Origin of the sequence: Bulleidia sp. HCP3S3_C9 (assembly GCF_052064035.1) — a bacterium.
GTDB lineage: Bacteria > Bacillota_I > Bacilli_A > Erysipelotrichales > Erysipelotrichaceae > Bulleidia.
This window is the reverse complement of sequence record NZ_JBQHWJ010000064.1, coordinates 1-10947: the sequence shown is the minus strand read 5'-3', so window position 1 is coordinate 10947 and position 10947 is coordinate 1. Positions and strand designations below refer to the sequence as shown.

Sequence of the window (10947 nt, the reverse complement as noted above, 5' to 3'; positions counted from 1 at the left end):
CAAAAGCCAAAAACCAGGAATAGCTATCTGATAGAAGACAGTTCTATTCCTGGTTTTACTGTTGTCTATAGAGATTACCAATTATCAATAGTGCTTAACTTAATGACATTGCTGAAATCAGAGTGCTTTTTTTTATACAAGGAGGTGCTAAATGGCACAAGGAATTGGATATTTAAAACGCAAACTCGCAACAAAACAGTGTAGAGTTCAGACTCGCTACAGATACTATGAAATGAAGGAATGTCATACTCCAAGAAACCTGATGGTTCCTGATCAGCTCAAAAATAAATTCTCAATCAAGCTTGGATGGTGTACAAAGGCAGTAGACAGTCTGGCTGACAGATTGCAGTTCAGAGGATTCAAGAATGACAATCTTGATCTGACTTCCATCTATCAGATGAATAACTTTGATGTGCTTGCAGACAGCGCCATCCTTGGAGCATTGATAACAAGCTGTGACTTCATTTACATCTCAATGGATAAAAACGGTTATCCTCGCATGCAGGTCATTGACGGTTACAATGCTACAGGCATCATGGATGAAATCACAGGAATGCTCGAAGAAGGATATGCAGTTCTTGACCGTGATGAGAATGATCAGATTATTTCTGAGGCTTATTTTGGCAAAGGATATACAGATTTCTATATCAAAGGACAGGAACCATACAGAATTGAAAATATCTGCTCTTATCCACTGCTTGTTCCAATTGTGTACAGACCTGATGCAAAGCGCCCATTTGGCCATTCAAGAATCAGCAGAGCATGCATGAAGTATCAGAATAATGTTGCGGATACTCTTCTAAACATGGCTATCTGTTCTGAAACAAATGCATTTGTACAGAAATACATTGCTGGAAGTGATCCAGATATGGAATTCGATTCATCAAGAGCATGGATGAGTTCTTTTCTGAATATCAGTGCAAGTGAAGATGGAACCAAGCCAGATTTGGGACAGTTCCAACAGGCAAGCCTTGCACCATATATTGATGAAATTGAAACACAGGCTTCTCTATTTGCTGGAGAAGTAGGCCTAACATTAGATGATCTAGGATTCTCTAAATCAAATCCTGCAAGTGTAGATGCAATCAGAGCATCACATGAAAATTTAAGACTGACTGCTAGAAAGGCGCAGAGACAGTTCGGTATTGGTTTCTTGAATGCAGGATATTTAGCTGCATGTTTAAGAGATGACTTTGATTACAACCGTGAAGTGCTTTATGAAACAAAGCCAATCTGGGAACCTGTATTTGAGCCGGATGCAAATGCTATCGGAATGATCGGCGATGCTGCAGTCAAGGTGAACAGTGCTGTTCCAGGCTACTTCAACGCTGAAAATCTGCGAGATCTGACAGGAATCGACAGTGATGAATGATGAAGTAAAGAAAGCCTGGAATCTATTTCTTGAACATGTTCAGAAAAGCTCTGAAGTGCAGAAGCTGATGAAAGCAGTTGGTAGCGGAACAGCTACATATGCAGAAGCACTTGAGTATTCTTCATTGCTCAGCAAACTGCTTGTTGAAAGTGCTTCAGAGGTTTATCCCAATGATTCTCAGAAAGTTCTCGGAATGCTCAAGAACACTCAGTACTGCAGGAACTATTTCAAACATGTAGACAAGTACCTGTATGATCTTCAGAGTTCACTGAATAAAGGCAGTGGACTTGGTATGAAACCAGTCAAGATGATCAAGTATAATCAATTGCTTGATCAGAGCGTTTCATCGTCTGATGACTATAAAGCTGATATAGAAAAATACAAAAGCAAAGCAGAACTATCTGCAAACAAGCATGTAGATACATATCAGCAGTACAACGCTAAAACGCAGACAAAAGCTGGATACAAAGTAACAGTATCACGAACATACGATGGAGTAGGCTTGTCAGATAAAAGAGCATGCACATGGTGCCTTGAAAGAGCAAAGTCTAATGTTCCGTATGATGAAGCCTTCAGGAATGGCATGTTTCAGCGTCATGAAGGATGCCACTGCATCATTGAATATAACAATAATGGTGAAAAGAGCTATCAGACAAGTAAAGGTGGGATCAATAGCTTTTCGAAAGAGAAATCCAAAAAAATAAATAGCAGTATAGAAAGATTTAATAATGAAAGCTATAATAAAAGAGCCAAATTTAAACTCAATGATCAATTATTTGCAAATAAAACGGATCATGCTAAGCAAAGAAGCAAAGAAAGAAAAATTGATGATAGAGCTATTGAATATGCAAAAAGAAACGCAATACATGTAACTGGAATTTATTACGACGAAAAAGGTAAACCTTGCATAAATTATATAGGGTTTAAAATTACTACAGTTGTAAATCCAGAAACGAATGTAGTAATTACAACATTTAGGACACCAGCTTCTGTAAGGAAGAAGTACAAAAAAATAAAATGAATACGAAATTTAGTGAAAAGCAAATTAAATACATAAAAGATGTATTAAATGAAAAAAGCAGCATTTCAATGGATGCTTCAAATCTGTCTGATGAACAAGTTTGCAGTATTTTTGATAAGGCAACTGTTCGCTTGATGGAGCACGGATTCGACGAAGAATATGAGCCTACATATGATGGGACTATGTGTGAAAGTATTTTAGACATCTTAGGTGATTTATAATGTCAAAAGACGATTATTATGTGATTGTGTATAAGATACTGGCATATCTGTATATTCAACTGAAAAAAGGTGAATCAGTTGAAGCAGAGATGCTTATGTATGATGGTGACTTATTTCAGATAAACAGAACCTATTGGGTATACATCTTTGAAAATCTATCAAAGGATGGATATATTACTGGATTACCAAATATTACCGTAGGCAATGGCTATTATCTGAAAGAACAGTTTCCTAACTGCCAAATTACACCAAAAAGGCATTGATTATCTTTGTGAAAATTCATTAGCTGAAAAAGCAAAACAGTTTCTGAAAGACATCAAAGATATCACACCACTTATTTAGAATCAGCAAACATAAAGATATTTTAGATCAGAAAAAAATAAAAGAAAAGTGGGCCACTATCACCATAGCGGGATACCACTTTTCTATAAAAATAATAGCACACACATAAGAAAAATAAAGGTTTTGTTTATGGCTAAAGACGATTACTATACATTGGTTGCTAAGATACTTGTTTATTTATATAAAAAGTATAAGCAAAAAGAAATTGAAAAAGATTATATTTCACCTTTAACAAAAGATTTTCCTGTAAAAGATGAACAATTGATGGAAACTGTATCAATGATGATTGAACAGGGATTGGTTAAAGGTACATGTGTAAAGGCTTGGGGTGGTGATATTGTGATGATTGATTATCAAAGTCTTAAAATAACACCCGATGGAATTGATTATCTTCAGGATAATTCAAAGATTAGAAAGATTTGTGAAACACTAATTGAAGCTAAGCCTATTTGGGAATTGTTTTTATGACACGGCAACCGTACAGGTTGCTTTTATTTTGGAGAAAAAATGAAAAAAATATTTAGACCACCAAAGATTTGTAACGGATAAGGAGGACATATGGCAGAACCTAAGAGATTAGGTCGCCAGACTCCTACAAAATCCGTAGTTCTGCCATATGAGAATACATATGGAAAAGAAGCAATTGATATCTATGAAAAGACTGGCAGACAGGCACAGGATTGGCAGAAGCTTCTGATCTATGACATGCTATCCTACAACGATGAAGGATTGTGGGTTCATACTAAATTTGGATATTCTGTACCTAGACGTAATGGTAAGAATGAAGTCATTACGATTCGTGAAATGTATGGATTGATTGAAGGCGAGCAAGTGCTTCACACAGCACATAGAACACCTACATCATCTAGTGCTTTCTATAGACTGCTAAAGCTGTTGGAAGATGCAGGATATAAAGACAAACATGATTATATTGCTCATAAACAATACGGACTTGAAACAATTGAATTTCCATCGAGTGATGGAAAAGTTAGCTTCAGAACCAGAACATCTAAAGGTGGACTTGGTGAAGGCTTTGATTTGATGATCATTGATGAAGCACAAGAATATCAAGATGATCAAGAGACAACATTAAAGTATGTTGTTTCATCCTCAAAAAATCCTCAGACATTGTTTTGTGGAACACCTCCAACAATGGTGTCCAGTGGGACCGTATTTATGAAAATGAGAAATAAGGCGCTCTCTGGTGAAACAGAGAATACTGGATGGGCGGAATGGTCTGTTGATTCGATGACAGATGTACACGATGTAGAAGCTTGGTATGAAACCAACCCATCATTAGGCACGATTTTTACAGAACGTATCATCAAAGATGAAATTGGTGATGATGATCTTGATTTCAACATTCAGCGTTTAGGATACTGGTCAAAGAAAAATCTGAAATCTTTCATTTCAGAAGTACAGTGGAATGAATGCAAGCTTACTTCTCTTCCAGAACTGAAAGGAAAACTCTATGTCGGTATCAAATTTGGAATTGACGGTCAGAATGTGGCAATGTCTATCGCATGTAAGACCACAAACGAAAAAGTATTCGTAGAGTCTATAGACTGTCAGCCGAGACTGAATGGCAATAAATGGATGCTGCGCTTTCTGAAGCAGGCAGATATTGCATCTATTACCATTGACGGCAATGGATCTGCGACTCTTGAAGAAGAACTGAAGGATATGAAGCTGAAGCACATTATTATTCCAAAGACATCAGAAGTAATTACGGCCAATGACGTATTTAAAACATCACTGGATCAAGGACTGGTTGTCCATATGGGACAGCCATCACTTGCTCAGTCAGTCAGCAACTGTCAGAAGAGGCTGATAGGAAGCCAAGGCGGTTATGGATATCAAAGTATCAAGGAAGGCATAGACATATGCCTTATGGAAAGTATGGTTTTCGCTTTCTGGCAGGCAAAGACCGCTAAAGAAAGACGAAAACAGGTTATTCACTATTAAAGCAGCTTATCTCAGCTGCTTTTTTAGATATTACGTACACTACACGGAAAGTAGGAAAAGGAGACTTAAACATGACATTCACACCAATTGAAACACAGGAAGCATTCGAAGCAGCATTGAAAGAGAGACTTGAGCGTGAGCGCTCAACTATGACTAAAAAGTTTGAAGGCTATACATCACCTGAAGCACTTCAGAAGATTAAGGATGAATATGAATCTAAGATCAAAGGCTTGAATACTTCAATCACAGAAAATGCGAACAAGTATGCAGACTATGACAAACAGCTTGCAGAAAAAGATGCCAAGATCAGTGCTTACGAGACCAACTCGGTAAAAATGAGAATCGCACATGAGAATGGAATCCCTTATGAGATGGCTTCTAGATTATCCGGAACTACAGAAGAAGACATCCGCAAGGATGCAGAAGCATTATCTAAATTCATTGGCAATCGAGGACAGGTACCACCTTTAGCAAATCACGAAGAAACAAAAGGTGATACATCTAAACAGATTTATTTACAGATGGCGAAAAACCTAAGAGGAGAATAACAAATGGCAACAATTACTAAAACTACAAATTTATTTCCAGCGGAATTTATTCCACAGATTTTCAGCAAAGTAGCTGGTCATTCTACATTGGCAAAGCTTTCAAAGCAGGAACCTATTCCATTTTCAGGAACATCACAGTTTGTATTTACAATGGATGGTGAAGCATCTATTGTCGGCGAAGGTGGAAACAAGCCAGCAGGTGATGCAGGATTTAAACCAGTGACAATCGCACCAATCAAGTTTGTGTATCAGCACAGACTTACAGACGAATTTGTGAACATGTCTGAAGAAAAGCAGGTTCCATATCTGCAGGCTTTCACAGACGGCTTTGCAAAGAAGATGGCAAGAGCACTTGATATTGCAGCAATGCACGGTGTAAATCCTGCAACAGGTGATGCCTGTGAAGCTATTGCCAGCAAGAACTTTGATATGGCAGCAGTTGGATCCGTAACAGTAACAGCTGGTTCTGAAGATAATACTCTCGATGCAGCGATTCAGGCAATTGTTGCATCTGATGGAGCAATTACTGGTATTGCAATGGCACCATCATTTGGAAGTGACTTATCTAAAATCAAAGTAAACGGTGTAGTTCAGTATCCTGAATTCAGATTCGGTGGCAATCCTGGTACATTCGCAAGTGTTCCTTCTGATATTAACAACACTGTTTCATTCAAGACATCAAAGGATTTAGCAATTGTCGGTGACTTTGCTAATGCATTTAAATGGGGTTTCGCAGAAAACATTCCAATGGAAGTCATTGAATATGGTGATCCAGATGGACAGGGCGACTTAAAGAAAACCAACCAAATTGTATTGAGAGCTGAAGCATACATTGGCTGGGGTATCTTAGATAATGCTTCATTCAAAAAGATTGTAAAAGCTGAAGGATAATAGCTATGAAATACAGAAATATTAAAAACGGTGCTGTGATTGATATTTCCTGTATTCTGACTGATGAGGATTGGAAGGCTTTAGAGCCTTCCGAGCCACAGCCAGTTGAAGAACCACAGGAAACTGAAGAAAAGCCAGTTGAAGAACCACAGGAAGAGGCAGAACCTAAGAAACCACAGAAGAAAACTGGAAAGAAAGGATGATGATTTATGAGTGAGCCATTTGCTACAGTAACAGATGTTATTAATCGGTACAAACTGCTGACATCAGAAGAAACTGCCAAGGCAGAAGTACTTCTAAGAGATGTATCCAGCGCATTGAGAATCAAGGCGAAGGAATGCAACAGAGATCTTGATGCAATGATGGCAGAGGATGAAGATTATGCGAATGTACTCAAGATGGTTACCTGCGATATTGTCATCCGCAGACTGGATCAGGATTCATCAAACAATACATACAATCTGCAGCAGGAATCACAGTCGGCTCTAGGCTATACATGGAGTGGAACATATGTGAATACTGGTGGTGGCACATCTATTCTTGATAAAGATCTCAAAAAGCTTGGACTTCGTAAGCAGAAGGCAAGCTTTATTGATTTCTATGGAGTCGGAAATGCAGCGAATTAAAGGTATTACTGTTACTCTTTATTCAAGAACGGATACAGGCAAGAGGGATGTTTTCAATCACCCAGTCTATGAAGAAAAAGCTGAAGAGATTGAAAATGTACTCGTGTCTCCTATCACAAGTGAAGACATTCTGAGCAACACATCATTAGACGGTCATAAAGCCTCATATACGCTTGGTATCCCTAAGATGGACAATCATTCATGGGAGGATGCAATCGTTGGATTCTTCGGCAGAAGATGGCACGTAATCGGCATTCCACAGGAAGGTATTTCAGAAAATATTCCTCTCAGCTGGAATAAGAAAGTGACGGTTGAAGCGTATGAATAGCAAAGTAAAATTTGAACACAAATCCAGTGGATATATCGAATTGATGAAGTCACAGGAAATGCAGAATGTGCTTTCTCAGTATGGCGAACAGATCAGGAACTCTGCAAACAGTTCAGGTCACGCTGGTGACAGCTATGAAAGCAGTACATCAGTCGGTCAGACAAGAGCCAATGTCAAGATCTATCCAGGGAATCAGCATGCTGCACGAAGCAACTTTAAGTACAATACGCTTTTGAAAGCGTTAGGAAGTGTGAAAGGATGATTGTAGAAGCTGTTGTTAGAAACTATCTGGAAGAAGAACTGAAGCTTCCAGTATTTCTTGAACATGAAAAGAATATGCCTGAGCAGTATGTCATGATTGAGAGAACAGGCGGTGGAAGAGTGAATCTGCTAAACAATGCAACTCTTGCAGTGCAGTCTATCGGTCAGTCCATGTATGATGCAGCAGTACTGAATGAGCGTGTCAAATCAGCAATGTATGCACTGCCTGGATCACATGGTGTTTCATCATGCAGATTGAATTCTGATTACAATTTTACAGATACAGAAACAAAGGAATACCGCTACCAGGCGGTATTTTATTTAACTCACTATGAGTAGAAGGGAATAACATATGGCAACAAATAACTCAGCAAATGTTACAGCAGGAACTCCTAAAGTCGGTGGTGCTTTTTTCCACGCTCCTTTAGGAACTGATTTACCTACAGATGCGAAAACAGCGTTGGACGCTGCATTCAAGAACCTGGGATACATTTCAGAAGACGGTTTAACTGAATCTACGTCCATTGATACAAATACTGTCAAAGCATGGGGCGGAGATGTCGTAATGGTCAATCAGACTGGAAAGACAACTACTTTCTCTTTGACTCTGATTGAAGCATTGAATGAAGAGGTTCAGAAGTATACACACGGTGCCGGCAATGTTACAGGTAATTTAACTGCTGGCATGACTGTAAAGAATGCTTCAGGAGAATTGGAACCGGAAGTACTAGTAGTTGAGCAGATTATGAACGGAAATGTTCTAAAGCGTACTGTCATCCCAAATGGAAAGATCACAGCTATTGGAGATATTTCCTACAAGGATGGTGAACCAGTTGGATACAACGTCACTATTACTGCTTCTGTAGATTCTACAGGAACAGCATCATACGATTACTACATCAAGCAGGGAGAATAATAAATGATCAAGGTTACTACAAAGACAGGTTTTGAAGCGGAAGTCAATGAGAGTAAGATCCTCGACTTCCGTTTTTTAGAACAAACAGTTGAAACTGTTAAAGGCAAAGATGATCTCGACAAGATGGATGCAACTGTGCAGATGCTGAAAATGCTTTTCACTAAAGCTGACAAGGAAAGATTTCTTCAACATGTTGCAGATCACAATGACGGCATTGCAGATATCAGTGCAGTTATGGATGAGTTCACAGAAATCATGAATCAGTGCAAAGCAGCCAATAAAAAAGTAAAAAACTGATGGTCATGGCAACCATGATTGCAACAGATGAAGACAGTCTGATCTGTGATCTTGCACAGTATTACCATGTGTTTGACTACAGATCTATGACTGTTGAGTTCGTTGCAACTCTAGCCGCAGGGTTGCCTGAAGACTCACGAATAATGCGGAAACTTTATAATCAGAATATTTCAAAGTCAGAACTGATGCTTGCTGCCATTTATGATGATTTGAATACTTATCTCTATTCATTGACTTCAAATGCAAAGCACGGTATCAATAGGCCAACATCTATTGTAGAAAAATGGCTGAATATTACTGAACAAAAAGAAAACATGGCTTTTGATTCTGTCAACAGCTATGAAAAAGCCAAGCAGAGAATATTAGGAGGTGGATAATATGGCAGATGGCGCAACACTAGGCAAAGCGTATATACAAATTATCCCATCTATGGAAGGCACAGGTTCTAAGATCTCTGCCTTTTTAAATGGCGAAGGTGTAAAGGCAGGCAATGAAGCAGGCGAAGCAAGCGGAAAAAGTATGATGCAGTCGCTGAAAAGTACAGCTGTAAAGCTTGTTTCAACGCTTGCCATCGGTGCAACAATAAAGAAAGCATTTGATATTGGTGCCGATTTAGAACAGCAGATTGGCGGTGTTGAAACTCTCTTTGCTGAAAGTTCTGCGATTATCAGAAAATATGCCGACGATGCATACAGAACTGCAGGTGTAAGTGCAAATGAATACATGAAGAATGTAACGTCATTCAGTGCTTCACTGCTGCAGGGATTAGGCGGTGATACTGCTAAGGCTGCTGAATATGCAAATACTGCAATGGTAGACATGTCAGACAATGCAAATAAATTTGGCACAGATATTGGCGCTATCCAGAATGCATACCAGGGGTTCTCAAAGCAGAATTACACAATGCTGGACAACTTGAAACTTGGCTACGGCGGTACAAAAGAGGAAATGCAGCGCTTAATCAAAGATGCAGCTGCAGTCAGCGATTCTGTAGATGCGGAAAGCCTTTCATTTGACAACATCGTACAGGCAATCCATGTCACACAGGAACAGATGGGAATCATGGGTACTACCAACAAAGAAGCTTCAACTACATTCAGTGGTTCTTTAGGAGCCATGAAGGCTTCATGGGATAACTTTCTAGCTGGACTTATGATGAACGGCAAGGACGGAGTTGACATGAACACGTATCTCCAGCCATTGGTTGATTCTATAGGAACATTTGTGTTCAACAATCTGATACCTGCTGTTGGAAGATTCATAGCTGCTGTATTTGAAGCAGTACCTGGATTACTTGAGATTGGACTGAATTCAATTTCAGAAAGCATATCTGAGGCCTTTGGCGGAATAATCGATGCAGAAACAGTCAAAATAGCTATTGAATCAATAGCAGGCGCATTTGCAGCATTTGCAGCAACGGAAGCTGTCATTGCACTGCCAGGACTGATTGATAAAATCAGTACAGCTATTACAGGATTGAGCTTGAATCCAGTTTCTTTGGCTATAGCTGCCATAGCTGGAATCATAATTGCATTGACTCAGCTGTGGAACAATAACGAACAGTTTAGAGAATTCATCACAAGCACATGGAATGCAATCATGTCTTTTCTTTCTAATCTCTGGGCAAGTATTTCTTCGACTGCAGTCAGTGTTTGGAATGGCATTTCTTCATCAATTTCTGGTGTAGTGAATAAAATTTCTTCTGTTATTTCTACAGTATTCAATACCGTTAAATCTGTAATTACAAATGTATGGAATGGGATCAAAAACACTACTACATCTGTATGGAACGGAATTAAGTCAGCAATTGAAACACCACTGAACAAGGCGAAGAATATTGTCAAAAGTGTTATCGATACAATTAAAGGATTTTTCAATTTCAACATTTCATGGCCACATATTCCAATGCCTCACTTTTCAATCACTCCTAGAGGATGGGGTGTCGGTGACCTGTTGAAAGGCAAAATTCCTAAGCTTGGCATTGACTGGTATGCAAAGGCAATGAACGAGCCTAGAATCCTGGATGGAGCACAGATTTTTGGTGCAATGGGAGCTTCCTGTAACATGTAAATGAGGAAGTGGAAAGGAAGAATGAAATAAAAAAGTACCAGTCGTAAAATTGAATCTGCTGATCTTGAGCGGTTAGCTGAAACAATAAT

At 38.9% G+C, this 10947-nt stretch carries 18 protein-coding genes; all 18 read left to right on the top strand.

Annotated elements, in window-relative coordinates; genetic code table 11:
• Positions 1-151 precede the first annotated feature (151 nt).
• The 18 genes from ACTND6_RS09760 (at position 152) to ACTND6_RS09675 (ending at position 10858) form a co-directional block, all read left to right on the top strand.
• Positions 152-1372, top strand: a complete 1221-nt coding sequence (locus ACTND6_RS09760) for a hypothetical protein (protein WP_441023882.1) — start codon at positions 152-154, stop codon at positions 1370-1372.
• A complete protein-coding gene (locus ACTND6_RS09755; protein ID WP_441023883.1) occupies positions 1365-2393 on the top strand; it encodes a DUF4258 domain-containing protein in 1029 nt (342 codons plus the stop codon). Before ACTND6_RS09760 ends, ACTND6_RS09755 begins: the two co-directional genes overlap by 8 nt.
• Positions 2390-2614, top strand: coding sequence for a hypothetical protein (locus ACTND6_RS09750; RefSeq protein WP_441023884.1), 225 nt, complete (start codon positions 2390-2392; stop codon positions 2612-2614). Before ACTND6_RS09755 ends, ACTND6_RS09750 begins: the two co-directional genes overlap by 4 nt.
• Positions 2614-2877, top strand: coding sequence for a YjcQ family protein (locus ACTND6_RS09745; protein ID WP_441023885.1), 264 nt, complete (start codon positions 2614-2616; stop codon positions 2875-2877). Before ACTND6_RS09750 ends, ACTND6_RS09745 begins: the two co-directional genes overlap by 1 nt.
• On the top strand, positions 2873-2956 hold the full coding sequence (locus ACTND6_RS09740; protein WP_441023902.1) for a hypothetical protein: 84 nt from the start codon (positions 2873-2875) through the stop codon (positions 2954-2956). Before ACTND6_RS09745 ends, ACTND6_RS09740 begins: the two co-directional genes overlap by 5 nt.
• A gap of 129 nt (positions 2957-3085) precedes the next feature.
• Positions 3086-3424 (top strand): YjcQ family protein, encoded by a 339-nt coding sequence (locus tag ACTND6_RS09735; protein WP_441023886.1) that lies wholly within the window; start codon positions 3086-3088, stop codon positions 3422-3424.
• A 90-nt stretch (positions 3425-3514) separates the two neighbouring features.
• A complete protein-coding gene (locus tag ACTND6_RS09730; protein WP_441023888.1) occupies positions 3515-4921 on the top strand; it encodes a terminase in 1407 nt (468 codons plus the stop codon).
• A gap of 71 nt (positions 4922-4992) precedes the next feature.
• Positions 4993-5469, top strand: a complete 477-nt coding sequence (locus tag ACTND6_RS09725; protein WP_441023889.1) for a hypothetical protein — start codon at positions 4993-4995, stop codon at positions 5467-5469.
• A 3-nt stretch (positions 5470-5472) separates the two neighbouring features.
• A complete protein-coding gene (locus tag ACTND6_RS09720) occupies positions 5473-6360 on the top strand; it encodes a phage major capsid protein (protein WP_441023890.1) in 888 nt (295 codons plus the stop codon).
• A gap of 5 nt (positions 6361-6365) precedes the next feature.
• Positions 6366-6563 carry a hypothetical protein gene (locus ACTND6_RS09715; RefSeq protein WP_441023891.1) on the top strand — a complete coding sequence of 66 codons (198 nt, stop codon included), beginning with the start codon at positions 6366-6368 and terminating at the stop codon, positions 6561-6563.
• Positions 6564-6569: 6 nt separating this feature from the next.
• The gene (locus ACTND6_RS09710; protein ID WP_441023892.1) at positions 6570-6986 is read left to right on the top strand and encodes a Gp19/Gp15/Gp42 family protein; all 417 of its coding nucleotides are present in this window, start codon (positions 6570-6572) and stop codon (positions 6984-6986) included.
• Positions 6973-7314, top strand: a complete 342-nt coding sequence (locus tag ACTND6_RS09705; RefSeq protein ID WP_441023893.1) for a hypothetical protein — start codon at positions 6973-6975, stop codon at positions 7312-7314. The genes ACTND6_RS09710 and ACTND6_RS09705 overlap by 14 nt, the downstream gene beginning before the upstream one ends.
• On the top strand, positions 7307-7576 hold the full coding sequence (locus ACTND6_RS09700) for a hypothetical protein (RefSeq protein WP_441023894.1): 270 nt from the start codon (positions 7307-7309) through the stop codon (positions 7574-7576). The genes ACTND6_RS09705 and ACTND6_RS09700 overlap by 8 nt, the downstream gene beginning before the upstream one ends.
• Positions 7573-7914, top strand: coding sequence for a hypothetical protein (locus tag ACTND6_RS09695; protein ID WP_441023895.1), 342 nt, complete (start codon positions 7573-7575; stop codon positions 7912-7914). Before ACTND6_RS09700 ends, ACTND6_RS09695 begins: the two co-directional genes overlap by 4 nt.
• A gap of 13 nt (positions 7915-7927) precedes the next feature.
• Complete coding sequence (locus ACTND6_RS09690; protein WP_441023897.1) at positions 7928-8491, top strand: phage tail protein; 564 nt, start codon at positions 7928-7930, stop codon at positions 8489-8491.
• 3 nt (positions 8492-8494) lie between these two features.
• The gene (locus tag ACTND6_RS09685; RefSeq protein ID WP_441023898.1) at positions 8495-8788 is read left to right on the top strand and encodes a hypothetical protein; all 294 of its coding nucleotides are present in this window, start codon (positions 8495-8497) and stop codon (positions 8786-8788) included.
• Between the two features lie 5 nt (positions 8789-8793).
• Positions 8794-9165, top strand: a complete 372-nt coding sequence (locus ACTND6_RS09680) for a hypothetical protein (RefSeq protein WP_441023900.1) — start codon at positions 8794-8796, stop codon at positions 9163-9165.
• Between the two features lies 1 nt (position 9166).
• Positions 9167-10858, top strand: coding sequence for a phage tail protein (locus tag ACTND6_RS09675; protein WP_441023901.1), 1692 nt, complete (start codon positions 9167-9169; stop codon positions 10856-10858).
• The last annotated feature ends 89 nt before the right edge of the window (positions 10859-10947 follow it).

Excerpts from the sequence above, each read along its gene's own strand:
- ACTND6_RS09720 (WP_441023890.1), top strand. The coding sequence starts at position 5,473 with ATGGCAACAATTACTAAAACTACAAATTTATTTCCAGCGGAATTTATT.
- ACTND6_RS09760 (WP_441023882.1), top strand. The coding sequence starts at position 152 with ATGGCACAAGGAATTGGATATTTAAAACGCAAACTCGCAACAAAACAG.
- ACTND6_RS09675 (WP_441023901.1), top strand. The coding sequence starts at position 9,167 with ATGGCAGATGGCGCAACACTAGGCAAAGCGTATATACAAATTATCCCA.
- ACTND6_RS09715 (WP_441023891.1), top strand. The coding sequence starts at position 6,366 with ATGAAATACAGAAATATTAAAAACGGTGCTGTGATTGATATTTCCTGT.
- ACTND6_RS09700 (WP_441023894.1), top strand. The coding sequence starts at position 7,307 with ATGAATAGCAAAGTAAAATTTGAACACAAATCCAGTGGATATATCGAA.
- ACTND6_RS09705 (WP_441023893.1), top strand. The coding sequence starts at position 6,973 with ATGCAGCGAATTAAAGGTATTACTGTTACTCTTTATTCAAGAACGGAT.
- ACTND6_RS09695 (WP_441023895.1), top strand. The coding sequence starts at position 7,573 with ATGATTGTAGAAGCTGTTGTTAGAAACTATCTGGAAGAAGAACTGAAG.
- ACTND6_RS09685 (WP_441023898.1), top strand. The coding sequence starts at position 8,495 with ATGATCAAGGTTACTACAAAGACAGGTTTTGAAGCGGAAGTCAATGAG.
- ACTND6_RS09730 (WP_441023888.1), top strand. The coding sequence starts at position 3,515 with ATGGCAGAACCTAAGAGATTAGGTCGCCAGACTCCTACAAAATCCGTA.
- ACTND6_RS09710 (WP_441023892.1), top strand. The coding sequence starts at position 6,570 with ATGAGTGAGCCATTTGCTACAGTAACAGATGTTATTAATCGGTACAAA.
- ACTND6_RS09725 (WP_441023889.1), top strand. The coding sequence starts at position 4,993 with ATGACATTCACACCAATTGAAACACAGGAAGCATTCGAAGCAGCATTG.
- ACTND6_RS09745 (WP_441023885.1), top strand. The coding sequence starts at position 2,614 with ATGTCAAAAGACGATTATTATGTGATTGTGTATAAGATACTGGCATAT.
- ACTND6_RS09755 (WP_441023883.1), top strand. The coding sequence starts at position 1,365 with ATGAATGATGAAGTAAAGAAAGCCTGGAATCTATTTCTTGAACATGTT.
- ACTND6_RS09680 (WP_441023900.1), top strand. The coding sequence starts at position 8,794 with ATGGCAACCATGATTGCAACAGATGAAGACAGTCTGATCTGTGATCTT.
- ACTND6_RS09750 (WP_441023884.1), top strand. The coding sequence starts at position 2,390 with ATGAATACGAAATTTAGTGAAAAGCAAATTAAATACATAAAAGATGTA.
- ACTND6_RS09735 (WP_441023886.1), top strand. The coding sequence starts at position 3,086 with ATGGCTAAAGACGATTACTATACATTGGTTGCTAAGATACTTGTTTAT.
- ACTND6_RS09690 (WP_441023897.1), top strand. The coding sequence starts at position 7,928 with ATGGCAACAAATAACTCAGCAAATGTTACAGCAGGAACTCCTAAAGTC.